The organism is Streptomyces sp. NBC_00162 (assembly GCF_024611995.1).
Taxonomy (GTDB): Bacteria; Actinomycetota; Actinomycetes; order Streptomycetales; family Streptomycetaceae; genus Streptomyces.
On record NZ_CP102509.1, the window covers coordinates 5,885,536 to 5,909,838 of the forward strand.

The window sequence follows — 24,303 nt, forward strand, 5'->3', positions numbered from 1 at the left end:
CGGGCCATCCTAGGTATCCAGCGCGGGATATCGTCGTCCAGGTAATGGAACGGGGCACGAAACGCGGCAGCCAGGCAAAGTCAGGGTTGCGGTCAACAGGGCGGGAGGCCGGCGAGGCGTGGCTAACGCGGCAGAGCACAGCGGTGCGAACGGACATGCCGGAGTCATAGGCGGTAGCGGCAGGCTCGGGGCGGCACGCCTCCTCCTGTGGGCGCTGGCGGGCGCACTCGCCGTCAGACAGGCAGCCGTCGTGCTGAGCGTCCCACCGGGCCAGTGGCTGAGCGGCTTCCACCTCCCCGGCAGCCTTCCCGGCTCGCTCTACGACGCCGGCCAGTTCACCGGCACGCCGTTCGCCGGGCTGGTCCTCAAACCCCTCGTGGGCCTCGCCGCGCCGTCGCTGGAGGTCGCCTGGATCTCCCTGACGCTGCTGTTCGTCGCCGCCATCGGACTCGTCGCCGCGCGCGGCCTGCCCGACCCCGTGCCGCGCCGCACCGCGCTGCTGGCCGCGCCCGTGCTGACCGCCCTGATGATGGTCTCGCTGCCCGTCCGCGAGGCCTCTTCACCCGGCCAGACCGCCGTCCTGCCGGTGCTGCTGGTGCTCCTCGCCGTCTTCCGCGTCCCCGGCGGGCGCCAGGCCGGCTTCCTCATCGGCCTCGCCGCGGCCCTCCAGCCCGCCTTGCTGCTCTTCGTCCCGCTCCTGTGGCTCACCGGCCGCCGTCCCACCGCCTGGGCCGCCGCCGCCTCCTTCGCCGGAGCCACCGCGCTGTCCTGGGCGGCCATGCCCCGCGACTCCTGGACGTACTGGATCCACCACCTGGCCGGCACCGGCCTCGGCGGGGCCCCCGACAGCCTCGCCAACCAGTCCGTACACGGCGCCCTGCTGCGCCTCGGCCTGACCGGACCCGTCGAGATCCTGCTCTACGTGGCCCTCGCGGCCGGCATCGCCTTCATCGGCCTGCGCCGCGCCGTCCGCTACGCCCGCGACGGGCAGCTGCTGCTCGCCGTCGCCATCACCGGCTGCGTGGCCGTCGCCGTGTCCCCGACCGGCTGGCGCCACCAGCTGCTGTGGGTACTGCTCGCCGTCGCGGGCAAGGTCGGCAGGCGCGCCGCCGACCGGCCCGTGTGGCCCGTCGCCGTCGTCCTCGCCATGACCCTGCCCAGCGCCGTGCTGCTGCCGAACCTGGCCGCGCTGGCCCCCGTACGCGACAACGTGCTGCTCCTCGCCGCACTGGCCGCCGCCTGCGCCGTACCGTTCCTGCCGCGCTCGTCGCCGTACTGGCGCGAACCCGTTCCGACGGCCTACGGGGAGCCCGCGGCCGCCCGGTGGCAGCGGGTGCCGCTGCTGCCGTTCTGGCGGCGCGTGCTGTCCCGCCCCAACCTGCTGCTGGAACTCCTGCTGATACGGGTCGGGTACTCGCTCTACTCGCACATCAGGGCCGCGGCCCCCACCAGCCGCGACCTCGCCGAGGGCAACGGGAACCAGATCCTCGGGATCGAGCGGGCGCTGGGCATCGACATCGAGCACGCCGTGAACCACGCCGTCGTCGACACGCCTTGGCTGGAGGCGTTCTTCAACTTCTACTACACCTCCTTCCACTTCGTGGTCCCGCTGACGATCCTGGCCGTCCTGTACTGGCGCCGCCCGGGCGACTACCGCTGGGCTCGCGCCTCCCTGGGGCTGGCGACCGTACTGGCGCTCATAGGCTTCTGGCTGTACCCGCTCGCGCCGCCGCGCCTGATGCCCGGCCTCGGCTACATCGACACCGTCCACGGCCCGCAGGACCTGGCCAACCCGTCGTACGGGGCCATGACCGCGATCTCCAACCAGTACGCGGCGATGCCCTCGCTGCACTTCGGCTGGTCACTGTGGTGCGGGATCGTGATCGTCGTGCTCGCGCCGAAGGGCTGGCAGAAGCTGCTCGGCGCGCTGCACCCGCTGATCACGGTGTGCGCGATCGTCGCCACCGCCAACCACTGGGTACTCGACGCGGTGGGTGGCGCGGTCGTCGTGAGCGCCGGATTCGGGCTCGTGTATGTGCTCTCCGGGCCGCGGCGGCTGCGGGCGCACCTGCCCGCGCAGCGCACGACGAACGGCGAGGAGCAGGGACAGGAGCAGGAGCTCAGGACTCCGGCCGGGGCTCGGACTTCTTAGCCGGCGTCGCTGACGGCGTAGCGGACGGCGTCGCGGGCGGGATGTTCTGGTTGAGATGGAAGAGGTTCCCGGGGTCGTAGCGGCGCTTCAGCTCCCGCAGGCGCCGGTACTTCTCCGTCCCGTAGGCCTGCTCGACCCGCTCCTCGCCCTCCTCCATCAGGAAGTTCGAGTAGACCCCGGTCTGGTGGGGCGCGAGCGCCGACCACAGGCCTCGCGCCCACGTCCGCTCCGCGTCGAAGCCCTCGAAGCCCTCCGTCGTCCCGTTGATGTTGAAGGTGTGCCCGGCGCCGCGCCCGCCGAAGGCCGTCTCGTCCTCCCCGACGCGCGCGATCGCCCCGCCGAGCTGGAAGATCGGGAACGCCGTGAACGGCGAGACGATCCGGGCCGCGTGCTCGGCCGTACGGTCGATGACCTCGTCCGTGAGCCGGTCGACGTCGCAGGACTTGAAGTAGTACCAGCGGCCGTGCGGGAAGGACGGGTCGAACATCGCCTGGTGCTCGGTGAACGGCTTGGGCGCACACAGGTCGAGCACCGGCGCCGACCCCGAGCCCTCGCGCAGCGGCCGCAACACCTCCTGCCCCTCCTCTACCGGCCCCGCGTAGCAGCAGACCACCATCACGACCGGCTTCCCCTGCAGCTCGGGCGGTATGTACGGGGCCGTCGGCGCCTTGCGGTGGACGACCGCCGTGGTCAGCTCGTCCGGTACGTCGGTGATCCACTCGCGGTAGAAGCGCAGCAGCCGCGCCGATTCGGCCATCGGCCAGATCACCGGACCGGCAAGTACGATCGGCCCGAGCGGGTTGAGCCGGAACGTGAACTCCGTGACGATCCCGAAGTTCCCGCCCCCGCCGCGCACACCCCAGAAGAGGTCCGGGTTCTCGTCCTCGCTCGCCTTCACGAAGGACCCGTCCGCGGTGACCAGGTCCACCGCGAGCAGCTGGTCGATGGTGAGCCCGTACTTCCGCATCAGCCAGCCGATCCCGCCGCCGAGCGTGAGCCCCGCCAGCCCGGTGTGCGTGACGATCCCGGCCGGTACGGCCAGCCCGAACGCCTGCGTCTCGTGGTCCAGCTCGCCCAGCAGCACCCCGGCCTGAGCCCTGACCGTCCGGGCCTCCGGGTCCACCCGGATGCCGCGCAGGGGCGAGAGGTCGACGACGATCCCGCCGTCGCACACGGACTGCCCGGGGAAGCTGTGCCCGCCGCCCCGTACGGCGACCGGCAGCCCGGCCGCCGGCCCGGCCGCGAACCGCACGGCGTCGATGACGTCCGCGACGCCCGTGCAGTGGGCGATGAGGGCGGGTGACCGGTCGATGGAGCCGTTCCAGACCCGCCGGTCCTCGTCGTACGTCGGGTCCCCGGGCTGCACCAGCCGCCCCCGGAAGGACTGACTGAGCGTAGCCATGCCTTCAGTCTGGCACCGGGCCATGAGGGATGCACTCGAACCGGATCCCGGTGGGCTCGTGCCGCCTTTCGCCGTGTTCGCCGAGTACGTCGCCTACGGACCGCTTGGCTCCAGAATGTGCGGCATGAGCGACAACGACGCGGTGGAACTGCTGCATCGCCGGTTGGGCCGGATCGAGGCCCTGCTCGAACCCCCCGCCGAACGGGGCGAGGAGAGACCGGCCTGGCGGCAGCCCACCGACGGCGAGGAGCGCTGGGCGGTCACCGTGGCGATCCTGGTCGCCGTGTGCCTCCAGCTCGCCCTGCCGGACCGGCTGACCCTCGATCCGCACTGGCTGCTGCCGGCGCTGGAGCTCAGCCTGCTGCTGGCGCTGGCCGCCCTCAACCCGCACCGCCGTTTCGACCGCACCTCGTACCTGCTGCGCGGCCTCAGCCTGGCTCTGGCGGCCTCGGTCAGCCTGGCCAACGCGTGGTCGGCCGTGAAGCTCGTACGCGAACTGCTCCTCGGCATCGGGCCGGAAGGCGCGCTCGGGCTGCTCAGTACGGCCGGTGCCGTCTGGGTGACCAATGTGATCGCCTTCGCGCTCTGGTACTGGGAGTGGGACCGGGGCGGCCCGGTGGCCAGGGCTCAGGGCACCAAGGACTACCCCGACTTCCTCTTCCCGCAGATGGGGCAGGCGGGGATCTCCGCGCCCGAATGGAAGCCCTATTTCGGGGACTACCTGTACGTGGCGTTCACCAACGCCACCGCCTTCAGCCCGACCGACACCATGCCGCTGACGACGTGGGCCAAGCTGCTGATGATGATCCAGACTTCGGTGTCGCTGATCACCGTGCTGCTCGTGGTCGCGCGGGCGGTGGGGATCCTGCAGTGACGATGTCGTGCGGCGGGCGGGGCATGCCCGAGCAGGCCGAAGGGGCGCCGGGGCAGCTGTGCCCCGGCGCCCCTTCGGCTGGATCGCCGCTGTCAGTCAGGATCACCCCGTTCGGGCGGGGCCGCCACTCGAACGGGTGCGGGTGTGCTGCCAGCGGACGGCAGGGGCCGGGGCGTGGGAGGAAGGGGCCCCTGCCGTCCTGGGTCGCGGGTCAGCCGTGGCTGACCCGGAGCTCCTTGATGCCGTTGAGCCAGGCCGCGCGCAGGCGGCGCGGGTTCTCGCCCGTCAGGCGGAGGTCGGGCAGGGTGTCGGCCAGGGCGTTGAAGATCAGGTCGATCTCCATGACGGCCAGGGACTTGCCGAGGCAGAAGTGCGGGCCGCCGCCGCCGAAGCCCAGGTGGGGGTTGGGGTCGCGGGTGATGTCGAAGGCGTCCGGGTTCTCGAAGACCTCGGGGTCGTGGTTGGCGGAGGAGTAGAACATCCCCACCCGGTCGCCCGCCTTGATCTTCTGGCCGCCCAGTTCGGTGTCCTGGGTGGCGGTGCGCTGGAAGGACACCACCGGGGTGGCCCAGCGCACGATCTCCTCCGCCGCGGTGGACGGCCGGGTCGCCTTGTACAGCTCCCACTGGTCGGGGTGGGTGAGGAAGGCGTGCATGCCGTGGCTGATGGCGTTGCGCGTGGTCTCGTTGCCCGCGACCGCCAGGAGGAGGACGAACATGCCGAACTCGTCCGAGCCGAGGTTGCCCTGGCCCTCCGCCGCGACGAGTTGGGTGACGATGTCCTTGGCCGGGCACTCCTTGCGTTCGGCGGACAGGTTCATGGCGTAGCCGATGAGCTCCATCGCCGCCTCGGCGCCGACCTCCTCGGTGATCGCGTACTCCGGGTCGTCGTAGGCGATCATCTTGTTCGACCAGTCGAAGATCTTGGCGCGGTCCTTCTGCGGTACGCCGATCAGCTCCGCGATGGCCTGGAGCGGGAGCTCACAGGCCACCTGCGTGACGAAGTCGAAGCTGCCGTCGCCCGCCCCGGCCACCGCCTCCTCGACGATCTGCCGGGCCCGGTCGCGCAGGGCCTCCTCCAGTCCGCGGATCGCCCGCGGGGTGAATCCGCGCTGCACGATCTGGCGTACGCGCGTGTGCTCCGGCGGATCCATGTTCAGCATGATCAGGCGCTGGGCATCTATCTGGTCGCGCTGGATGTGCTCGTTGAACCGGATGATCGCCGTATTGGTGGTGGAGGAGAAGAGTTCCGGGTGCGTGGAGACGTACTTGACGTCCGCGTGCCGCGTCACCGCCCAGTAGCCCTCGTCGTCGAAACCGGTGATCCCCCGCTGCTGCGGGCACCACCACACGGGTGCGGTCTGCCGCAGCTGGGCGAACTCGGGGTGCGGGACCCGGCTTTGGAGCAGGTCGGGGTCGGTGGCGTCGAAGCCTTCGGGCAGCGCGGGGCATGACATCGGGCGACTCCAAAGTCTGACGGCCCATCAGAAGTTGGCTTGAAGGTAGTAACGAGTTCTAGAAGTGACAAGGGTCCCGGCGCCAACTGTTGCGTGTGGAATCCGTGCAGGGCGCGTGCAAGACCCTTGCGTGCCGGGGCTTGAGGTCATAAGACTGCGGGGAGAACTAGAACGCGTACTAGTTCGGGGCGGGGCGCCGGGACGGCCCGCCGCGCTGTCGCAGTGCAGGAGAGGACGAGCTCATGGCCGCGGAACCCGTCATCGTCGAAGCCGTACGCACCCCCATCGGCAAGCGCGGGGGCGCGCTCGCCAACCTCCATCCCGCCTACCTGCTCGGCGAGACCTACCGGGAACTCCTCGCCCGTACCGGAATCCAGCCCGACTGCGTCGAGCAGATCGTCGGCGGCACCGTCACCCACGCCGGCGAGCAGTCGATGAACCCCGCCCGCAACGCCTGGCTCGCCATGGGGCTCCCGTACGAGACCGCCGCGACCACGGTGGACTGTCAGTGCGGCAGCTCCCAGCAGGCCAACCACATGGTCGCCAACATGATCTCCGGCGGGGTCATGGACATCGGCATCGCCTGCGGGGTCGAGGCCATGAGCCGCGTGCCGCTGGGCTCCGGATCCAAGCACGGCCCGGGCAAGCCCTTCCCGGACGAGTGGAACGTCGACCTCCCGAACCAGTTCGAGGCCGCCGAGCGGATCGCCCGCCACCGGGGTCTGACCCGCGAGGACGTCGACAAGCTGGGGCTGCTCTCGCAGGAGAGGGCCGCGGCCGCCTGGGCCGAGGAGCGGTTCAAGCGCGAGACCTTCGCCGTGCAGGTGCCGACGACGGAGGAGGAGCAGGCGGCCGGGCAGGGCATGTGGCGCCTGGTCGACCGGGACGAAGGCCTGCGCGACACGTCGATGGAGGCACTGGCCCGGCTCAAGCCGGTCATGCCGACCGCCGTGCACACCGCCGGGAACTCCTCGCAGATCTCCGACGGGGCCGCTGCCGTGATGTGGGCCTCGCGCAAGATGGCCCGCGCCCTCAAGCTGCGGCCGCGCGCCCGGATCGTCGCGCAGACGCTGGTCGGCGCCGACCCGCACTACCACCTGGACGGTCCGATCGACGCGACGCGGGCCGTGCTGGGCAAGGCCGGCATGTCCCTCAAGGACATCGACCTCGTCGAGATCAACGAGGCCTTCGCCTCCGTCGTCCTCAGTTGGGCCCAGGTCTTCGAGCAGGACCTGGAGAAGGTCAACGTCAACGGCGGGGGCATCGCGCTCGGCCACCCCGTCGGCGCCACCGGCGCCCGGCTGATCACCACCGCGCTGCACGAGCTGGAGCGCCGTGACAAGGAGTTCGCGCTGATCACCATGTGCGCGGGCGGCGCGCTGGCGACCGGCACGATCATCCAGCGCCTGTAGGCGCTGCACACAGACCCCGTGGGATGGGATGCAGAAGGCCCCGGTGGCCGGACCTGGGGAGGCCGGCCACCGGGGCTTTCGTATGTCTGCTGTGTGGGTCTGCTCTGCCGCTGGTGGCTTAGTACCAGTGGTTGGCGGACCAGAAGTTCCAGGCGTCGACGGGGCTGCCGTAGCGCTCGTTCATGTAGTCCAGGCCCCACTTGATCTGGGTGGCCGGGTTGGTCTTCCAGTCCGAGCCCGCCGAGGCCATCTTCGAGGCCGGCAGGGCCTGGACCAGGCCGTACGCACCAGAGGAGGAGTTCGTGGCGGTGTAGTCCCAGCCGCTCTCGTGCGAGATGATCTTGTCGAAGGCGGCGAACTGGGCCGGGTCCTTGATCATCTGCTGGGCGATCGCCTTGGCACTCGACGGGGCGGCCTGCGCGGGAACCGCGGCCAGCATGGAACCGGCGACGCCCAGGGCGAGGACGGTACCCGCGAGGGTCTTCTTGGAAGCGGCGATGCGGCGGATGACAGCGTTGGACACGGATTGACCTTCCGAAGGGAACAAGGACGGTCGCGGCACGCCGAAGCATGCGTGAGCCACTCACGCGGAGGAGAGGGGTTCGTCGGCGGCGGGTGAACAACCCCTGCCGCCCTGCGACTCATCCAGTTCTACAGACCCCCCGGGGCCCTCGCAATGACCCCTCTTACTAGTGGCCTTCGGAGCCGGGTGGTGACGGCGGCCCTGGCGCCGCATATGGGGCGTTTGGGGCCTACTATCCCGGTTCGTGTGTGACCTGGGTCCTATGGGGCGGGTCACCGCCGAGGGGTCGGAATCTCACTCTTTGTGGATGCTTCGTCCCTTTTGCGGGTGTGGTCCGGGCCACTTCCCGCCCCCGAATCGAAGGTGACGGGGGCATCGAACGCTGCTTTGCGCGTCGCGCGGCGGAGCGCCTTGAGCAGCGTGGCGCCGAGCGTGAGCGTCAGTACGACGGTCAGCGCGGCCCGGCCCAGGTCCCAGCCCACCGACGTCGCCAGGCAGTACGCGACGAAGCGCGCCAGGTTCGCCGAGACCGGCTCGCCCGGGTGGAAGGAGATGCCCTGCCCCATGCCCTGCAGGATCACCCAGCCCTGGAGGTTCATGATCGTGCCGTACGCGAACGAGCCCGCGAAGCCGTACGCCGCCAGCATCAGCAGCTCCGCCCGGCCCCGGATCCTCTCCGGACCGGGCAGCAGCCCGGCACCCAGCGAGAACCAGCCCATGGCCAGCATCTGGAACGGCATCCACGGGCCGACCCCGCCTGTCAGCAGGGCGGACGCGAACATCGTCACCGAGCCGAGCACGAAGCCGAAGCCGGGACCGAGGACGCGGCCGCTGAGCACCATCAGGAAGAACATGGGCTCCAGGCCGGCCGTGCCCGCGCCCAGCGGTCTCAGCGCCGCCCCGACGGCGGCCAGCACCCCGAGCATCGCCACCGCCTTGGCGTCCATGCCGTTGTCCGCGATGGTCGCGACGACGACGGCGACGAGGAGGGGGAGCAGCGCGGCGAAGAGCCAGGGGGCGTCCTGGGAGTGGGCGAGGCCCGACTGCCGGTCGGCGAGGAGCGGCCAGCCGAAGGCCGCGATCCCGATGAGGGTGACGAGGACCAGGGCCGCGGCGGCGCGGGGGCCGATGCGGACGGGGCGGGGCGCCGGGCGGCTCATCGCAGGGCCTCGGCGACCTGGCTCACCGTGAGCCAGTGGCCCGGGGCCAGGATCTTCGCCACCTGCGGCGCGAAGGCGGGGGAGGAGACGACGACCTCGGCGGTCGGGCCGTCCGCGACGATCTCCCCGCCGGCCAGGATCACCACGCGGTGGGCCAGCTCGGCGGCCAGCTCCACGTCGTGGGTGGCCAGGACGATGGCGTGGCCCTCGGCCGCGAGCGCCCGCAGGATCTCGATCAGCCGGACCTTGGCGGCGTAGTCCAGCCCGCGGGTGGGCTCGTCGAGGAGCAGCAGGGCCGGGCGGCCGGTGAGGACCAGCGCCAGGGCCAGGGCCAGGCGCTGGCCCTCGGAGAGGTCCCGGGGGTGGGTGTCGTCGGGGACGTCCGGGAGCAGGGCGGAGACCAGATCCCGGCAGGTGCCGGGTGGTGCGGAGGCGTCGGAGTCGGCGGCGGCGCACTCGGCGGCCACCGTGTCGGCGTAGAGGAGGTCGCGGGGTTCCTGGGGGACGAGGCCGACGCGGCTGACCATCTGGGCGGGGGCGGTCTTGTGCGGGGTGGCGCCGGCGACCGTGACGGAGCCGGTGGCGGGGGCGACCGTGCCGGTGAGGGCGGCGAGGAGGGTGGATTTGCCGGCGCCGTTGCGGCCCATCAGCGCGATGGTCTCGCCTTTCGCCACCGCGAGGTCGATGCCGCGGAGCACCTCGGTCCGGCCGCGGCGGACTCCGAGGTTCCGAGCCTCCGTGACCTTGTCGGTCGGCTTCGGCGCCGGCGCCGGAACGGGCTCGGCCGTGCTTCGGCGCAGCCTGGCCAGCAGGCCGGGGCGGGGGCCCTGCGGGCGGCTTCCCCCACCCCGCCCCTTCCCGAAACCGGGCTCCGCCCGGACCCGCGCCTCAAACGCCGGCGGGGCTGGATATGGCTGGTGTGGTCCGGCTGGACCGCCTGGCGGGCTGGTTTGCCCGGAGGGCAAATCCAGCCCCGCCGGCGTTTGAGGCGCGGGGTCCGGGGCGGAGCCCTGGGAAACGGTGGCGCGGGCGGGCTGCGAACCCTGCGGCCCGGCGGTAGCCGAGAGGCGGGTCAGGAGCGGCGCAGCCTGGCGGCGGGCGTCGCGGATGGAGAGGGGGAGGGGGGACCAGCCCGCCAGGCGGCCGAGGGCCACCACCGGGGGGTGGACCGGGGAGACGGACATGATCTCCGCCGGGGTGCCGAGGACCGGCGCCGCGCCCGGGGAGGGCAGGAGCAGCACCTGGTCGGCGTACTGGACCACCCGCTCCAGCCGGTGCTCCGCCATCAGCACGGTCGTGCCGAGGTCGTGGACCAGCCGCTGGAGCACCGCCAGGACCTCCTCCGCCGCCGCCGGGTCGAGGGCCGAGGTGGGCTCGTCCAGGACGAGGACCCTCGGGTGCGGGGTCAGGACCGAGCCGATCGCGACCCGCTGCTGCTGGCCTCCGGACAGCGTGGCGATGGGGCGGTCCCGCAGTTCGTTCAGGCCGAGGAGGTCGAGGGTCTCCTCGACCCGGCGGCGCATCACCGCGGGAGCCAGCCCGAGGGACTCCATGCCGTACGCCAGCTCGTCCTCGACCACGTCCGTCACGAAGTGCGCGAGCGGATCCTGGCCGACCGTACCCACCACGTCCGCGAGCTCCCGCGGCTTGTGCGTACGCGTGTCACGGCCCGCGACCGTGACCCGGCCCCGGAGCGTGCCCCCGGTGAAGTGCGGGACCAGGCCGGAGACGGCCCCGAGCAGGGTCGACTTGCCGACCCCCGACGGGCCCACGAGCAGCGTCAGCTCACCCTCCGGAATCACCAGGTCGACGCCCTGGAGCGAGGGACCGGCCGCGCCCTCGTAAGTGACCGAGACCTGTTCGAACCGGATCACGGGGACGCCTCCTTGGGCGGTACGGGTGCCACGAAGGCGGGCAGCAGGCCGATCAGGATCGCGGCCGCCGGCCAGAGCGGGAGCGTGGGCGCGACCAGCGGGACCACGCCCGGGTGCAGGGCCTCGGGGTCGACGGTGCCCGCGTGGACGAGGAACGCGGCGACGGCCGCACCCGATCCGGCGACCAGCCAGGCGCGCGGCCCCCACCGGTCGGGCCGGTAGCGGGTGCGGACCGACCGGCGCCCGCCGAGGCGCAGCCCCGCCAGGGCCAGGACCAGGCCGATGAAGAGCACGGGCAGGCCATACACCGCTCCCTCGGCGGCGAGCAGCCCGTACGTGCCCGCGCACATGCCGAGCAGGCCGCCGAGGGTGAGGACGTTGGTGGTGTGCCGGACGGCGGGCGGGACCTGCGCGGTACGGCCGTACCCGCGCGCGTCCATCGACGCGGCGGTGGCGACGGAGCGCTCGAGGGCGCCCTCCAGGACCGGCAGGCCGATCTGGAGGATGGCCTTGATGCCACCGGTGGGGCGGCCGCGCAGGCGGCGGGCGGTCCGCAGACGGACCACGTCGGCGACCATGTTCGGCGCGAAGGTCATGGCGACGACGACGGCGACCCCGGCCTCGTACAGGGCGGCCGGGAGGGATTTCAGGAGCCGGGCCGGGTTGGCGAGGGCGTTCGCAGCGCCCACGCAGACGAGGAGGGCGGCCAGCTTGGCGCCGTCGTAGAAGGCGAAGACCAGCTGCTCGGCGGTCACCTTGCCACCGAAGCGGATGCCCTGGGCCCAGGCGGGGAGGGGGATCTCCGGCAGGGTGAAGAGGGTGTGCGAGCCGGGGATGGGGGAGCCGAGCAGCATGGAGAAGAGGAGGCGCAGGCCGATGACGACGAGGCCGAGCTTGAGGAAGGCCCCGTAGGAACGGGCCCAGGGCGCGCTGGTGCGGCGGGCCGCGACGACGTAACCGGCCACGCCGATGATCAGGCCCAGGAGGAGCGGGTTGGTGGTCCGCGAGGCGGCGGTGGCCAGGCCGAGGGCCCAGAGCCACCACGCTCCCGCGTGCAGGGCCGTGGCCCGGCCGGCCTGCGGAGGCTTCCAGCGGTCGTACGAGGACCCGGGCTCGGGATCCGGCGCCGCGAGCCGGCTCCGCGTGGTCGGGGTCGCGTCGCCGGGTGCGGCTCCGGTGGGGGTGCGCCCGGCCTGCGGCCGGACGGGGTACCCACCCGCACCACCCGTGCGGGTCGTTGCCCGGGTGCGGGTGGCCCCGGTGGTGGGCTGAGCGCCGTCGGCGGCTGCCGCGCCGTCGTTCGTCATCGGGCGCGGCGGCGGCGGGACTGCCAGATGGCCGCCGTGGACAGGGCGGCCACCGCCGCGATGCCCGCCAGCAGGCCCGCCGACGGGCCGCCGCCGTGGTCCGACTTCGGCGGGGCGGCGGCCGCCGGGGAGTCCTGGGCCTCCGGGGCGTCCGGCAGCGGCTCGCCGCAGCCCTGCTTCGGGTAGCCCGAGATCGCGCACAGCAGCGCCGCGCTGTTGTAGCGCAGCGGCTTGGCGACCGACGCCAGCGCCTCGGCCGTCGTGGCCTCCGGGGCAACCTGGGCGCAGGCCGTGCGCGGCTCCGGCTGCGGCGGGGCCTCGCCCGCAGGGGCGTCCGCCGAGAGGCCGAAGTCGATGACCAGCGCCACCCGCTTCCTGCCCTCGGCCGCCGGGGTCGCCCCGCAGACCGCCGTGAAGTCCGCCGCCGCCCGCGGCCGGGCCGACTCGGCCGCCGCGTCCTTGCTCACCGAGAAGCGCAGGCCCTGCACGGAGCCGTCCGCCGGGCGGGCCAGCGAGGGCCCGACGGTGGCGTACGCCCACTTACCGCCCGCGCCGTCCCAGAACGACCAGTAGCGGTAGCTCGACGCCAGGGCCGGACCGGCGGCCACCACGGCCAGGACGATGCCGAAGGCCAGGGCGAGGGCGGGCAGGCGGCGGCGCATCAGAGCTGGTTCTTCTTGCGGCGGCCGCTCAGCAGGATGCCGATGCCCACGCCGGCCGCGGCGCCCGCGCCGATGATCCACCACACGCTCTGGCCGCCGGAGGGCTTGTCCTTCTCGCTGTCCACCGTGGTCGCGGAGGTGTCCGCGCCCTGCGGGGCCGGGCCCGTCGCGTTCAGCGCCGCGACGAGGTCGGTGCCGCCGAAGGACTTCGGGTCGGTGCCGGTCGCGTGGGCGGCCAGGATCAGCGTGCCGAGGCCCGCCGGGCTGCCCTTCGACCATTCCGCCGAGTTGGCCTTGAGCCACTCCAGCGCGCCCGCCGCCGACTGCTTGTGCCCGGCCGCGGCCAGGGCGATCACCGCGTCGGCGGTGTTGCCGGTGTCCGGGGTCGGCTGGTCCGCGCCCGGGGTCACGGCCGTGAGGTGGCCGTCCTTCTTGAGGACCTCGGCCAGGTACCCGGCCGCGCCCTGGGCGGCGGCCACCGGGTCGGCGGCGCCGGCCGCCGGGCAGGCCAGCGCGGCCGCCGGGGTGTCCGTGGTGGACGGCACGACGGCCGTGCCCTTGCCGAGGCCGGCCAGGGTCGCGGCGGCCGTGGCGTCGGCGTTGGCGAGCAGCTTGCCGTCGACCGGCTGGTAGGCGAACGCGCCCCGGTCGGCGGCCGGCTCGGCGGAGCAGCCCAGCTGGAAGGGGAGCAGCCCCTCGTACGCCGACTTGCCCGCCTTCGACTTGACCTCGGCCGGCTTCTCACCGGCCACCGCGAGGGCGCTGATCACCAGGGCGGTGGAGTTGGCCTCGCTGGGGGAGCCGGGCACGTACGCCCAGCCGCCGTCCTCGTTCTGGACGGACTTGAGCCACTCCACGCTCTGCCTGACGGCCGCGTCCTGGCCGCCGAGGGCCTGCAGTGCCTGTACGGCCGCCGCGGTGGCGTTCGTGTCGTACATCGTGTTCGCGTCGCACGTCACGCCGGGGTTCGGGCGGAAGGAGGGGAAGCCGCCGGTCTGGCACTGCTGGCCGAGCAGCCAGATCACGGCCTGCCGGGAGGGCTTGATGCCGACCGTGTGCTGGGCGAGCAGCGCGAAGGACTGCCGCCACACGCCGTCGTACGTCGGGTCGCTCTTGCCGTAGAGCCCGGAGGGGATGACGGGCGGCGCGGAGGGGGAGGCGGGCGGCGCGGTGTCGGCGAGGGCTGCGGGGGCGGCGCCCACGCAGAGCACGGCGGAGGCGGCGAGCGCGGCGGCGCTGCGGCGGACGTTCATGGGGGCGGGTGCCTCTCGTGCTGGGGAGCTGGAGGCAGGCACGCTGAGGCACCGGGCTCCGGCTCCGTATACCTCGACGGTGCCGGCCGCCGGAAGACCCGGCGGCGCGAGCCGCGCACCTCCGGTACGGGGCGTTCCGACTCCCCGCCGCCCGGGTGGTGCCGGGGGTGGGTCACGGTTGCGGGTCAGTGCCGGAATCGCACCGGCTTTCCCCGTACGGAAGTGTGGACGACGGATTCACTCTACCGGCCCGTAGGGTGCGGGCCCGGTGACCGGTGCGGTCCTACAGCGCCCGGTAGGTGACCGGGTCGCTGCCCGGTACCGCCTCCGCGCGGCCCTGTTTCACCAACCGCCGCAGGTGGGCCTCGGCTTCGGAGACGGCGATGTTGCGGGAGCCGTACGGGATCTGCTCCCAGGGCCGGTTCCATTCCATCCGCTCCGCCAGCCCCCACGGCGTCAGCGGCACGGCGAGCAGCTCCCACAGGCCGGTCAGCCGTTCCTCGTGGTGCTCGAGGAGTTCCCGTACGCGGGCGGGGGCGTCGGTGAAGGCGTGCTGGTGGGCCGGGAGCACCTCGGCCGGCTCGAGGCGTCCGATGCGTTCGAGGGAGTCGAGGTAGTCGCCGAGGGGGTCGGTGACGCGGGTGACACCGTTCTCGTCCGGCGCTTCGTACAGTCCGATGTGCGGGGAGATCCCCGGCAGCAGGTGGTCGCCGGAGAAGAGGCGGCCGTTGCCGGGGAGGTTCGCCGGATGGGCCTCCTCCAGGTGCAGGCAGACGTGGCCGGGGGTGTGGCCCGGGGTCCAGATCGCGCGCAGCCGGCGTCCGGCGAGGGGGAGCAGCTCGGCGGGGACGATCTCCCGGTCGGGGACGGCGGCGCGCAGGCCGGGCAGGGTGCGCAGGCGGCCGCTCGCGCGGGCGGCGCGCAGCGGGGCGATGTGTTCCTCGGGGGCTCCGGCGGCCGCGAGCTTCTCGCTCATGTAGTCGAACCAGACGCCGGGCTCGGCGGCCCGGGTCCGTACGACGACCTCGGTGTCGGCGGCGTGCATGGCGATCCAGGCGCCGGAGGCCTCGCGCACCCGGCCGGACAGGCCGTGGTGGTCGGGGTGGTGGTGGGTGATGACGACGCCGTGGACGTCGGCGACGGGGATGCCGAGCGCGGCGAGGCCGGCGACGAGGGCGTCCCAGGAGGCGGGGTCGTCCCAGCCGGTGTCGACGAGGACCGGGCCGCGGTCGGTGTCGAGGACGTGGACGAGGGTGTGCCCGAGAGGGTTGTCGGGGATGGGCACCTTGATCCCCCATACCCCGCCGCCGTGATCGGTGACCGGTGGCGCGTCCGCCGATGTGCTCGGTGACGTGTCCGGTGACGTGTCCGGTGACGTGTCCTGCGACATGAGATCCCCTGCCTGCCCGCTCGCCAACAAGAACCTGTTCCAGTAGTAGCCCAAGTCGACCACTTCCGGCTGCTCCTGACTAGCCGTTGGATCTTCCGGACCTCCCGGCGGGCTGTTCGGTCCTGGCCGTGGACTCCTCTAACTAGAACTGGTATCAGTTCTGCAACGCCAAGCCGCAGGAGGCCTCAGCCATGACCGAGCTCGTGGAACACGGACAACTGTTCATCGGCGGGGAATGGACGGATCCGCTGGGCACCGACACGATCCGGATCGTCTCCCCCCACACCGAGCAGGTCATCGGCTCCGTCCCGCACGCCTCGAAGGCGGACGTGGACCGGGCCGTCGAGGTGGCGCGCAAGGCCTTCGACGAGGGGCCGTGGCCCCGGATGAGCCTGGAGGAGCGCATCGCCGTCGTCTCCCGGATCAAGGACGCCATAGCCGTCCGGCACGAGGAGATCGCCCGCTCGATCAGCTCCCAGAACGGATCCCCGTACTCCTGGAGCGTCCTCGCCCAGGCGCTCGGCCCGATGATGGTCTACGACGCCGCGATCACCGTCGCGCGCGCCTACCCGTACGAGGAGCACCGCCAGGGCGTCCTCGGCCCGATCCTGGTGCGCCGCGAACCGGTCGGGGTCGTCGCGGCCGTCATCCCGTGGAACGTGCCGCAGTTCGTGGCGGCGGCCAAGCTCGCCCCCGCGCTGCTCAGCGGCTCCACCGTCATCCTGAAGCCCTCCCCGGAAGCCCCCCTCGACTCCTACATCCTCGCCGACATCGCGCGCGAGGCCGGGGTGCCGGAGGGAGTGCTGTCGATCCTGCCCGCCGACCGGGAGGTCAGCGAGTACCTGGTCGGCCACCCCGGCATCGACAAGGTCGCCTTCACGGGCTCGGTCGCCGCGGGCAAGCGCGTGATGGAGGTCGCCGCGCGCAACCTCACCCGGGTCACCCTGGAACTCGGCGGCAAGTCGGCCGCGGTGATCCTGTCGGACGCCGACCTGGAGACCACGGTGGCCGGGATCGTCCCCGCGGCCTGGATGAACAACGGCCAGGCCTGCGTGGCACAGACCCGGATCCTCGTCCCGCGCAGCCGGTACGAGGAGGTGGCCGAGGCCCTCGCGGCGGCGGCCGGCGCCCTGGTCGTCGGCGACCCGCTGGACCCGGCGACGCAGCTCGGCCCCCTCGTCGCCCAGCGGCAGCAGCAGCGGTCCCTCGACTACATCCGGATCGGCCAGGAGGAGGGCGCGAAGGTCCTGTCGGGCGGCGGCCGCCCGGCGGGCCTGGACCGCGGCTGGTACGTGGAGCCCACGCTCTTCGGGGACGTGGACAACTCCATGCGGATCGCGCGCGAGGAGATCTTCGGCCCGGTCGTCTGCCTGATCCCGTACGGGGACGAGGCGGAGGCGGTACGGGTGGCCAACGACTCGGAGTTCGGCCTGAGCGGCAGCGTCTGGACGGCCGACGTCGAGCACGGCATCGACTTCGCCCGGCAGATCCGCACCGGCACCTTCAACGTGAACACCTTCAGCCTGGACATGCTGGGCCCGTTCGGCGGCTACAAGAACAGCGGCCTGGGCCGGGAGTTCGGCCCGGAGGGCCTGAGCGAGTACCTGGAGCACAAGATGATCCACCTGCCGGCCGGCTATGAGGCGGGTGCCTGATGGGAGACCGCTGGCAGGTCGAGGTGGACCGGGGCGTCTGCATCGGCTCGGGCATGTGCGTCAACCACGCCCCGGACGGCTTCACGCTCGACTCCGCCCGCCAGTCCCACCCCCGCACCCCCCAGACCGACGCGAACGAACCCCTCCTGGCGGCGGCGGAGGGCTGCCCGGTCGAAGCCATCCTGATCACCTTGGCGGCAACGGGCGAACCGGTCTTCCCACCGGAGGAGTAGCGGCTCCGGATTCCTGTGAGCGGGGGTGTGACGCACAGCGTGCACACAGCATCGGTACGATCGCGGGGCTTATCTGCCCCATACGTATCGGTGTCGCGGACACCCAGGAATCCCAGAGGTGTCATGTCCGACAGGCTCGTCCTCAACGGGGGCCGTGTCCCGGCCCCCGCCGGGGAGCCGCAGACGGCCCCCGACCCGACCCGTCTCCAGAGGATGTGGCCGCGCCGCGGCCGCGCGGCGGAGCGGGCGCCGCGGATCGCGGTGCTGGACGGCCTGCGGCTGCTCGCGGCGCTGTCGGTGGTCCTGTTCCACTACCTGGCCGGCTCGGGGACGATCCCCTGGCAGCGCACGGCGGTCGAGCTGTTTCCCACGCTGCACCGGATAGCCGGGTTCGGCTGGCTGGGCGTGGTCTTCTTCTTCATGATCAGCGGGTTCGTCATCTGCATGTCCGGCTGGGGCAAATCGCTCCAGCAGTTCTGGCGGGGCCGGATCCTGCGGCTGTTCCCGCTCTACTGGGCGGCGGTCGTGCTCGCCTCGGCGGCCGCCCGCCTGGGCCCGCGGACACCCGGCGAGCCGAGGGTCACCGTCGGCCAGATGCTGAGCAACCTCACGATGCTGCAAGAACCCCTCGGCGTGTGGCACGTGGACAACGTCTACTGGACGCTCTGGGTCGAGATGCGTTTCTACCTGCTCTTCTCGCTGGTCGTGCTGCTGGGCACGAGCTACCGCCGGGCCGCGACCTTCTGCTGGGTGTGGGCGCTGGCCTCGGTCCTGGCGCCGAAATCGGGCATCCCGCTCCTGACTCAGATCCTGGTGCCCGACTGGGCGCCCTTCTTCATCGCCGGCATCGCCTTCTACCTGGTCCGCCGGGCGGGCAGGCTCGAGGGCGAGACCCTGGGCATCCTGGCACTGTCCTGGCTGCTGATGCAGCACCACCTCCGGGCGATCATGGAGGGCGAAGGGCACGGCATCAACTGGAAGGTCTGCCTGGTCGCGATCACCGCCATGTACCTGGTGATGGGCCTGATCGCGCTCGGGAAGCTGGACTGGATCCAGTGGCGCTGGCTGCCGGTCGCGGGCGCGATCTCGTACCCGCTCTACCTCGTGCACCAGTCGCTGGGCGTGCGGGTGATCTGGCGGTGGAACGAGCAATGGGGCGCCTGGCCGACCCTGATCGGGGTGACCGCCGTGATGGTGCTGATCGCCTGGCTGCTGCACCGCCTGGTGGAACGGCCGCTCACCCGGCTGCTGCGCCGTCTGATGACCCCGCAGACCGAGCGGCCGCAGAAGGCCCTCGTATAGGCGTCTGGCCGGACCCGCCCTGCACGGGCGGGTTCAGGCCTTTTCCGGGGCCTTTTCCGGGGAGGTCAGGTCGATCAGGCGGCAGACCGTTTCGATGTCGATCTTGACCTGGGCGATCGAGGCGCGGCCCGAGAGCCAGGTGATCAGGGCCGAGTGCCAGGTGTGCTCGATGACGCGGACCGCCGAGAGCTGTTCCGCCGTCGGCGGGGCGTCCAGGCCCATCGCGTCCAGGATGATCGCCGTGGTCAGCCGGGACACCGTGTCCACCTCGGGGCTCACGCTGCGGTCCGCGAAGGTCAGCGCGCGCACCATCGCGTCCGCGAGGTGCGGTTCCCGCTGGAGGGCCCGGAAGGCCCGCATCAGCGTCTCCGCGACCCGCGCCGCCGGGTCGTCCCCGGCCGGCGGGCGCTTGCGCAGCGTGGTGTGCATGTGCTGGAGCTGGTCCTGCATCGTGGCGACCAGCAGGTGCACCTTGGACGGGAAGTAGCGGTACAGGGTGCCCAGCGCCACGCCGGCCGCCTCGGCGACCTCGCGCATCTGGACCGCGTCGAAGCCGCCCCGGCTGGCCAACTGGGCGCTGGCGTGCAGGATCCGGCGGCGGCGCGCCTCCTGGCGCTCCGTCAGGGGAGGCGACGCCGGTGTGGTGACGGCCTTCACTTCCGCTGTCATGTGTCCCGTTGTCCCGTTCCGTGTCGTTGCGCGAGCTGATTCCGGGCCGATCGGGAGTCAGCATGGCAGGCGCCCAGTCGTGGCGCGAATCACCTGCTCCGCCTCTTACGGTGTAGTTTCCGGCCGGTAGATTCAATGGTCTTCAACGGATCAAGTCTGAAACTTGTTCTACATTATCCGAGCGGTTACGCTCCGGCGAAAGTTGCAGGGAGAAGGGGGCCGAGAGTGACCGCTGAGGCCATGGTGACGAGCCCTTTCGCGGGTTCCGCCACCGACGGCGACCGCCCGCTGCGCATCGCACTCCTCACCTATAAGGGGAACCCGTTCTGCGGCGGTCAGGGCGTCTACGTCCGCCACCTCTCGCGCGAGCTCGTACGCCTGGGACACTCCGTCGAGGTCGTCGGAGCGCAGCCCTACCCGGTGCTCGACACGGGCGCCACCCTCACCGAGCTCCCGAGCCTCGACCTCTACCGGCAGCCCGACCCCTTCCGGACCCCCAAGCGCGGCGAGTACCGGGACTGGATCGACGCCCTCGAGGTCGCCACCATGTGGACCGGCGGATTCCCCGAGCCGCTGACCTTCTCCCTGCGGGCCCGGCGCCATCTCGCCGCCCGCGCCGGTGAGTTCGACGTCATCCACGACAACCAGACCCTGGGCTACGGACTCCTCGGCGACCTCGGCGCCCCGCTGGTCACCACGATCCACCACCCCATCACCGTCGACCGGCAGCTCGACCTCGACGCCGCGAAGGACCGCAAGAAGCGGGCCTCCGTACGCCGCTGGTACGCCTTCACCCGCATGCAGGGCCGCGTCGCCCGCCGGCTGCCCTCCGTACTCACCGTCTCAGGCTCCTCCAAGCAGGAGATCGCCCAGCACCTGGGCGTCCAGGACGGCCGCATCCACGTGGTGCACATCGGCGCCGACACCGACCTGTGGTCCCCGGACGCCTCCGTCGCCGAGGTCCCGGGCCGCATCGTCACCACCTCCAGCGCCGACGTGCCGCTCAAGGGGCTCGTCCACCTCGTCGAGGCGCTCGCGAAGCTGCGTACCGAGCAGCCCGACGCCCACCTCGTCGTCGTCGGCAAGCGCGCCGAGAAGGGGCCGGTCGCCCGCGCCATCGAGACGTACGGGCTCCAGGACGCGGTCCGCTTCGTCAAGGGCGTCACCGACGCCGAACTCGTCGACCTCGTCCGCAGCGCCCAGGTCGCCTGCGTGCCCTCCCTCTACGAGGGCTTCTCGCTCCCGGCCGCCGAGGCCATGGCCACCGGCACCCCGCTCGTCGCCACCACCGGCGGTGCGATCCCCGAGGTCGCCGGCCCCGACGGCGAGACCTGCCTCGCGGTGCCCCCCGGCGACGCGGGAGCGCTGGCCGCCGCGCTCGGCCGGATGCTGGGGGACCCGCAGCTGCGCGCCCGCCTCGGCGCCGCCGGACGCGAACGGGTCCTGGCGCGCTTCACCTGGGCCAAGGCCGCCGAGGGCACCGCCGCGCACTACCGCGCCGCCATCGCGCAGGCCGCCCGTACCCGCCGCCCGCGGTGACGTCCCACCAGACTCTGCTTCCCCCTCACCACCCCCGCCACCACCCCCGCGACCGCGAAGGCAGGACCCCGTGCTGACCGTCGATTTCTCCCGGTTCCCGCTCGCCGCAGGCGACCGCGTACTCGATCTGGGCTGCGGCGCAGGCCGGCACGCCTTCGAGTGCTACCGGAGAGGCGCCCAGGTGGTCGCGGTCGACCGCAACGGCGAGGAGATCCGCGAGGTCGCCAAGTGGTTCGCCGCGATGAAGGAGGCCGGCGAGGCCCCGGCCGGTGCCACCGCCACGGCCATGGAGGGCGACGCGCTCGCGCTGCCCTTCCCCGACGAGTCCTTCGACGTCGTCATCATCTCCGAGGTGATGGAGCACATCCCCGACGACAAGGGCGTGCTCGCCGAGATGGTCCGCGTCCTCAAGCCCGGCGGCCGCATCGCCATCACCGTGCCGCGCTACGGCCCCGAGAAGATCTGCTGGGCGCTCTCCGACGCCTACCACGAGGTCGAGGGCGGCCACATCCGCATCTACAAGGCGGACGAGCTGCTCGGCAAGATGGAGGCCGCCGGCCTCAAGCCGTACGGCACGCACCACGCGCACGGGCTGCACTCCCCGTACTGGTGGCTCAAGTGCGCCTTCGGCGTCGACAACGACAAGGCGCTGCCCGTCAAGGCGTACCACAAGCTCCTGGTCTGGGACATCATGAAGAAGCCCGCGCTCACGCGCCTCGCGGAGCAGGCCCTCAACCCGGTCATAGGCAAGAGCTTCGTGGCGTACGCGACCAAGCCGCACCTCCCGGTCCTCCCCGACGGCGACACCAAGTGAGCTCGCCGGGGCGCACCGAACACCTCGTCCTGGACGGGGTGCTGACAGCGGACCAGGCCGCCGAGACGGTGGCGGGGATCCTCGCCGCACAGCGCGCGGACGGGGCCATCCCGTGGTTCCGCGGCCACCACCTCGACCCGTGGGACCACACCGAGGCCGCGATGGCCCTGGACGCGGCCGGCGAACACGAGGCCGCCGAGCGGGCGTACGCGTGGCTGGCCCGGCACCAGAACCAGGACGGCTCCTGGTACTCGGCCTACGCCGACCGGGCGGACGGCGTGGACACCGCCGAGCCGCAGGACGCGAGCCGGGAGAGCAACTTCACGGCATACATAGCCGTCGGCGTCTGGCACCACTACCTGTCCACCGGCGACGACGCCTTCCTGGACCGGATGTGGCCCGCCGTGTACGCGGCCGTGGAGTGCGTGCTCACCCTCCAGCAGCCCGGCGGCGAGATCGGCTGGAAGCGGGAGGCCGACGGCACGCCCGTCACGGACGCCTTGCTGACCGGCTCCTCCTCCATCCACCAGGCCCTGCGCTGCGCGCTGGCCATCGCCGAGCACCGCGAGGAGCCGCAGCCCGACTGGGAACTCGCGGCGGGCGCGCTGCGGCACGCGATCCGCCGTCACCCCGAGCGGTTCCTCGACAAGAACCACTACTCGATGGACTGGTACTACCCGGTCCTCGGCGGGGCCCTGACCGGTGCCGAGGCCAAGGCGCGCATCGAGGAGCGCTGGGACGAGTTCGTCGTGGCGGACCTGGGAGTGCGCTGCGTCCTGCCGAACCCGTGGGTGACGGGCGGCGAGTCCTGCGAGCTGGCGCTCGCGCTGTGGGCGACGGGGGAGTCGGACCGGGCACTGGAGATCCTGCGCTCGATCACGCACCTGCGCGCCGACAACGGCATGTACTGGACGGGGTACGTGTTCCAGGACAAGGCGGTCTGGCCGGTCGAGCAGACCACCTGGACCGCCGGGTCCCTGCTGCTCGCCGTCGCGGCGCTGGGCGGGGACGAGGCCACCACCGAGGTGTTCGGCGGGACCTCGCTCCCGGCCGGGCTGGAGCCGGACTGCTGCGGCTCCTAGGGCCTTCCTAGCGGCGGTAGAGCCAGCCGGCGACGGCGTGGCCGACGAGGAGGTACGCCACGGCCGCCAGGCCGTAGCCGAACACGACCTGGACCCACTCGCGGCTGAAGGTGAACAGGTCGTAGGACCAGCCGGCCAGCCAGGTGGCGGTGTCGTGGACGAACTCCACCAGCTCGTTGCCCCGGTTGGCGTCGAGCAGGTACAGCAGGATCCACAGGGCGATCACGAAGGCGAGCACGTCCGCCACCAGTGCGACGGCCCGGCCTGCCTGACTGCTTCCTCGGGCGTGTACTCGGGTGTGCGTGTGTGAGGGCATGTTGCGCGTCTTGCCGCCCGGGCGCGCCGCAAACCCGAACGGGTCGCCCAAGTGGCGCAGCTGCGGGGCCGGGGCGAGGCTGCGGGGGACACCCCACTCCCCGGAGGACACCGTGTCCGTACCCACGACCGTTCGATTCCGCCGCGCTCTGACGGCGGTGGTCCTGTCCACCGCGCTGATGGCCGGCGCCACCGCCTGCGGCAGTGACGGCGGTGGCGGCGCGGGGCAGCGCGAGGAGGTCTCCTCGGCCTCGGTGGCGGAACTGGCGGCCCTGGCGGCCGCCGAGCCGGCCGCCGTCGAAGCCGATGAGCTGGCCGCCCCCACGCCCTCGCCCAGCACGTCCGCCGAAAAGCAGAAGTTCGCCAAGACGCGCTTCGTCGCCAACGCCGGGCTCGCGGCCGGGGCGACGTACCAGTGGATCATCAAGCCGTACCGCGCGGGCAAGTTCAAGAAGGGCGCGAAGGGCCGTACGTTCGCCCTCATCAAGGCAGGTCTCGCGGGTGCCTTCGCGTACAACCGGCTGAAGGCGGCCTCCGACAACGCCAAGGGCGACCCGCTGCTGTCGAAGGCGATGGTCCCGCTGACGGCGGGCATCGAGTCGCTCAAGGGCCTGGGCACCAAGCTCCGCAAGGGCCAGGCGGGTGACGCCGACATCAGCTCCTTCGACAACGTCATCAACAGCGTCAAGGAAGCGGGCAAGAGCGCGGGCGCCGAGGTGACCGACAAGGTCCCGAGCGTTTCCCAGCTGGGCGGATAGCGCAGCGCGGCGGCAGCGCGGCCCGGGCCCGGCGGCCTGTTTCAATGGTCGCGTGATCGAGATGGTGGTGGTCGTCCTCGCCGCCGCGGGAGCCGGGTGGCTCCTGCGGCGCAAGCACCTCGCGCGGACGGCCACCGGCCCCGTCCCCGGGATCCCGGGGATGGCGCGCCGGCCCGCCGGCGAGGGGCGCTGGCGGGCGGGGCGGGTGTACGCCGACGAGGGCGCGGCCCGCTGGGTCCCGCAGCGCGGTGAGCCCGTACCGCTGCCCGGCGGGCGCGCCACCGGGGTGCGGGTCCCCTCCGTGAAGGAGGGCATCTCCATCAACCCCGGCTCGCGGATCGTCACCTGCACCTACGAGGGCGGCGGGAGCATCGAGATCGCCGTCATGCCACTGGACCTGCGCGAGCTGCTGGAGGCCGTCGGGCAGACGGACACGGACACCCCCTCGCCCTGACATGCAGGGAGCCCCGG

22 protein-coding genes and 1 riboswitch are annotated in these 24,303 nt (G+C 72.4%); of the genes, 11 read left to right on the plus strand and 11 right to left on the minus strand.

Annotated features, from left to right (window positions below):
- The first annotated feature begins 118 nt into the window (after positions 1 to 118).
- Complete coding sequence (locus JIW86_RS27345; protein ID WP_257556527.1) at positions 119 to 2,152, plus strand: bifunctional glycosyltransferase 87/phosphatase PAP2 family protein; 2,034 nt, start codon at positions 119 to 121, stop codon at positions 2,150 to 2,152.
- Here JIW86_RS27345 and JIW86_RS27350 read toward each other — a convergent pair.
- Complete coding sequence (locus JIW86_RS27350; protein ID WP_257556528.1) at positions 2,121 to 3,554, minus strand: FAD-binding oxidoreductase; 1,434 nt, start codon at positions 3,552 to 3,554, stop codon at positions 2,121 to 2,123. The two genes, JIW86_RS27345 and JIW86_RS27350, sit on opposite strands and share 32 nt — an antisense overlap.
- Positions 3,555 to 3,678: 124 nt before the next feature.
- On the opposite strand from JIW86_RS27350, the gene JIW86_RS27355 reads away from it, so the two are divergent.
- On the plus strand, positions 3,679 to 4,428 hold the full coding sequence (locus JIW86_RS27355) for a hypothetical protein (RefSeq protein WP_257556529.1): 750 nt from the start codon (positions 3,679 to 3,681) through the stop codon (positions 4,426 to 4,428).
- Positions 4,429 to 4,639: 211 nt separating this feature from the next.
- Here the strand turns inward: JIW86_RS27355 and JIW86_RS27360 are convergent, their stop codons facing one another.
- Positions 4,640 to 5,884, minus strand: a complete 1,245-nt coding sequence (locus JIW86_RS27360) for a cytochrome P450 (protein WP_257556530.1) — start codon at positions 5,882 to 5,884, stop codon at positions 4,640 to 4,642.
- Between the two features lie 242 nt (positions 5,885 to 6,126).
- On the opposite strand from JIW86_RS27360, the gene JIW86_RS27365 reads away from it, so the two are divergent.
- Entirely contained in the window at positions 6,127 to 7,296 is a 1,170-nt protein-coding gene (locus JIW86_RS27365) for a steroid 3-ketoacyl-CoA thiolase (protein WP_257556531.1), read from the plus strand.
- A gap of 118 nt (positions 7,297 to 7,414) precedes the next feature.
- Here the strand turns inward: JIW86_RS27365 and JIW86_RS27370 are convergent, their stop codons facing one another.
- The 7 genes from JIW86_RS27370 to JIW86_RS27400 form a co-directional block, all read right to left on the minus strand.
- Entirely contained in the window at positions 7,415 to 7,819 is a 405-nt protein-coding gene (locus JIW86_RS27370; RefSeq protein WP_257552628.1) for a transglycosylase SLT domain-containing protein, read from the minus strand.
- A 272-nt stretch (positions 7,820 to 8,091) separates the two neighbouring features.
- Positions 8,092 to 8,979 carry an ECF transporter S component gene (locus tag JIW86_RS27375; RefSeq protein WP_257556532.1) on the minus strand — a complete coding sequence of 296 codons (888 nt, stop codon included), beginning with the start codon at positions 8,977 to 8,979 and terminating at the stop codon, positions 8,092 to 8,094.
- A complete protein-coding gene (locus tag JIW86_RS27380) occupies positions 8,976 to 10,853 on the minus strand; it encodes an ABC transporter ATP-binding protein (RefSeq protein ID WP_257556533.1) in 1,878 nt (625 codons plus the stop codon). The genes JIW86_RS27375 and JIW86_RS27380 overlap by 4 nt, the downstream gene beginning before the upstream one ends.
- On the minus strand, positions 10,850 to 12,160 hold the full coding sequence (locus JIW86_RS27385; protein ID WP_257556534.1) for an energy-coupling factor transporter transmembrane component T: 1,311 nt from the start codon (positions 12,158 to 12,160) through the stop codon (positions 10,850 to 10,852). Before JIW86_RS27385 ends, JIW86_RS27380 begins: the two co-directional genes overlap by 4 nt.
- Positions 12,157 to 12,822 carry an SCO2322 family protein gene (locus JIW86_RS27390; protein WP_257556536.1) on the minus strand — a complete coding sequence of 222 codons (666 nt, stop codon included), beginning with the start codon at positions 12,820 to 12,822 and terminating at the stop codon, positions 12,157 to 12,159. Before JIW86_RS27390 ends, JIW86_RS27385 begins: the two co-directional genes overlap by 4 nt.
- Positions 12,822 to 14,075 carry a prenyltransferase/squalene oxidase repeat-containing protein gene (locus JIW86_RS27395; protein ID WP_257556537.1) on the minus strand — a complete coding sequence of 418 codons (1,254 nt, stop codon included), beginning with the start codon at positions 14,073 to 14,075 and terminating at the stop codon, positions 12,822 to 12,824. The genes JIW86_RS27390 and JIW86_RS27395 overlap by 1 nt, the downstream gene beginning before the upstream one ends.
- 129 nt (positions 14,076 to 14,204) lie before the next feature.
- Positions 14,205 to 14,292, minus strand: a riboswitch (cobalamin riboswitch).
- A 66-nt stretch (positions 14,293 to 14,358) separates the two neighbouring features.
- Positions 14,359 to 15,465, minus strand: a complete 1,107-nt coding sequence (locus tag JIW86_RS27400) for an MBL fold metallo-hydrolase (protein WP_257556538.1) — start codon at positions 15,463 to 15,465, stop codon at positions 14,359 to 14,361.
- Positions 15,466 to 15,656: 191 nt separating this feature from the next.
- Here JIW86_RS27400 and JIW86_RS27405 point away from each other — a divergent pair, with 191 nt between their 5' ends.
- The 3 genes from JIW86_RS27405 to JIW86_RS27415 all read left to right on the plus strand — a co-directional run bounded on the left by JIW86_RS27405 (position 15,657) and on the right by JIW86_RS27415 (position 18,655).
- Positions 15,657 to 17,120 (plus strand): aldehyde dehydrogenase, encoded by a 1,464-nt coding sequence (locus tag JIW86_RS27405; protein ID WP_257556539.1) that lies wholly within the window; start codon positions 15,657 to 15,659, stop codon positions 17,118 to 17,120.
- Positions 17,120 to 17,353 carry a ferredoxin gene (locus tag JIW86_RS27410; RefSeq protein WP_215140745.1) on the plus strand — a complete coding sequence of 78 codons (234 nt, stop codon included), beginning with the start codon at positions 17,120 to 17,122 and terminating at the stop codon, positions 17,351 to 17,353. Before JIW86_RS27405 ends, JIW86_RS27410 begins: the two co-directional genes overlap by 1 nt.
- Before the next feature lie 123 nt (positions 17,354 to 17,476).
- Positions 17,477 to 18,655: an acyltransferase family protein gene (locus tag JIW86_RS27415; RefSeq protein ID WP_257556540.1), complete on the plus strand. Its 1,179-nt coding sequence runs from the start codon at positions 17,477 to 17,479 to the stop codon at positions 18,653 to 18,655.
- A 33-nt stretch (positions 18,656 to 18,688) separates the two neighbouring features.
- Here the strand turns inward: JIW86_RS27415 and JIW86_RS27420 are convergent, their stop codons facing one another.
- A complete protein-coding gene (locus JIW86_RS27420) occupies positions 18,689 to 19,324 on the minus strand; it encodes a TetR family transcriptional regulator (RefSeq protein ID WP_215140743.1) in 636 nt (211 codons plus the stop codon).
- Positions 19,325 to 19,549: 225 nt separating this feature from the next.
- Here JIW86_RS27420 and JIW86_RS27425 point away from each other — a divergent pair, with 225 nt between their 5' ends.
- From JIW86_RS27425 to JIW86_RS27435, 3 genes are all read left to right on the plus strand, one after another.
- On the plus strand, positions 19,550 to 20,863 hold the full coding sequence (locus tag JIW86_RS27425) for a glycosyltransferase family 4 protein (protein WP_215140742.1): 1,314 nt from the start codon (positions 19,550 to 19,552) through the stop codon (positions 20,861 to 20,863).
- A 70-nt stretch (positions 20,864 to 20,933) separates the two neighbouring features.
- Positions 20,934 to 21,677 (plus strand): class I SAM-dependent methyltransferase, encoded by a 744-nt coding sequence (locus tag JIW86_RS27430; RefSeq protein ID WP_215140741.1) that lies wholly within the window; start codon positions 20,934 to 20,936, stop codon positions 21,675 to 21,677.
- Positions 21,674 to 22,759, plus strand: a complete 1,086-nt coding sequence (locus tag JIW86_RS27435; RefSeq protein WP_257556541.1) for a prenyltransferase — start codon at positions 21,674 to 21,676, stop codon at positions 22,757 to 22,759. The genes JIW86_RS27430 and JIW86_RS27435 overlap by 4 nt, the downstream gene beginning before the upstream one ends.
- A gap of 7 nt (positions 22,760 to 22,766) precedes the next feature.
- On the opposite strand, the gene JIW86_RS27440 is transcribed toward JIW86_RS27435, so the two are convergent.
- Positions 22,767 to 23,075 carry a hypothetical protein gene (locus tag JIW86_RS27440; RefSeq protein WP_215140767.1) on the minus strand — a complete coding sequence of 103 codons (309 nt, stop codon included), beginning with the start codon at positions 23,073 to 23,075 and terminating at the stop codon, positions 22,767 to 22,769.
- Between the two features lie 178 nt (positions 23,076 to 23,253).
- Here JIW86_RS27440 and JIW86_RS27445 point away from each other — a divergent pair, with 178 nt between their 5' ends.
- On the plus strand, positions 23,254 to 23,832 hold the full coding sequence (locus JIW86_RS27445; RefSeq protein ID WP_257559460.1) for a hypothetical protein: 579 nt from the start codon (positions 23,254 to 23,256) through the stop codon (positions 23,830 to 23,832).
- A 52-nt stretch (positions 23,833 to 23,884) separates the two neighbouring features.
- Positions 23,885 to 24,286 (plus strand): hypothetical protein, encoded by a 402-nt coding sequence (locus tag JIW86_RS27450; protein ID WP_215140739.1) that lies wholly within the window; start codon positions 23,885 to 23,887, stop codon positions 24,284 to 24,286.
- Positions 24,287 to 24,303: the final 17 nt, after the last annotated feature.

What these genes read in the sequence shown, in the direction of transcription:
- JIW86_RS27350 (WP_257556528.1), bottom strand. Translation starts at nt 3,554, where the DNA reads ATGGCTACGCTCAGTCAGTCCTTCCGGGGGCGGCTGGTGCAGCCCGGG.
- JIW86_RS27355 (WP_257556529.1), top strand. Translation starts at nt 3,679, where the DNA reads ATGAGCGACAACGACGCGGTGGAACTGCTGCATCGCCGGTTGGGCCGG.
- JIW86_RS27360 (WP_257556530.1), bottom strand. Translation starts at nt 5,884, where the DNA reads ATGTCATGCCCCGCGCTGCCCGAAGGCTTCGACGCCACCGACCCCGAC.
- JIW86_RS27365 (WP_257556531.1), top strand. Translation starts at nt 6,127, where the DNA reads ATGGCCGCGGAACCCGTCATCGTCGAAGCCGTACGCACCCCCATCGGC.
- JIW86_RS27375 (WP_257556532.1), bottom strand. Translation starts at nt 8,979, where the DNA reads ATGAGCCGCCCGGCGCCCCGCCCCGTCCGCATCGGCCCCCGCGCCGCC.
- JIW86_RS27385 (WP_257556534.1), bottom strand. Translation starts at nt 12,160, where the DNA reads ATGACGAACGACGGCGCGGCAGCCGCCGACGGCGCTCAGCCCACCACC.
- JIW86_RS27390 (WP_257556536.1), bottom strand. Translation starts at nt 12,822, where the DNA reads ATGCGCCGCCGCCTGCCCGCCCTCGCCCTGGCCTTCGGCATCGTCCTG.
- JIW86_RS27395 (WP_257556537.1), bottom strand. Translation starts at nt 14,075, where the DNA reads ATGAACGTCCGCCGCAGCGCCGCCGCGCTCGCCGCCTCCGCCGTGCTC.
- JIW86_RS27400 (WP_257556538.1), bottom strand. Translation starts at nt 15,465, where the DNA reads ATGTCGCAGGACACGTCACCGGACACGTCACCGGACACGTCACCGAGC.
- JIW86_RS27405 (WP_257556539.1), top strand. Translation starts at nt 15,657, where the DNA reads ATGACCGAGCTCGTGGAACACGGACAACTGTTCATCGGCGGGGAATGG.
- JIW86_RS27410 (WP_215140745.1), top strand. Translation starts at nt 17,120, where the DNA reads ATGGGAGACCGCTGGCAGGTCGAGGTGGACCGGGGCGTCTGCATCGGC.
- JIW86_RS27415 (WP_257556540.1), top strand. Translation starts at nt 17,477, where the DNA reads ATGTCCGACAGGCTCGTCCTCAACGGGGGCCGTGTCCCGGCCCCCGCC.
- JIW86_RS27420 (WP_215140743.1), bottom strand. Translation starts at nt 19,324, where the DNA reads ATGACAGCGGAAGTGAAGGCCGTCACCACACCGGCGTCGCCTCCCCTG.
- JIW86_RS27440 (WP_215140767.1), bottom strand. Translation starts at nt 23,075, where the DNA reads ATGCCCTCACACACGCACACCCGAGTACACGCCCGAGGAAGCAGTCAG.
- JIW86_RS27445 (WP_257559460.1), top strand. Translation starts at nt 23,254, where the DNA reads ATGGCCGGCGCCACCGCCTGCGGCAGTGACGGCGGTGGCGGCGCGGGG.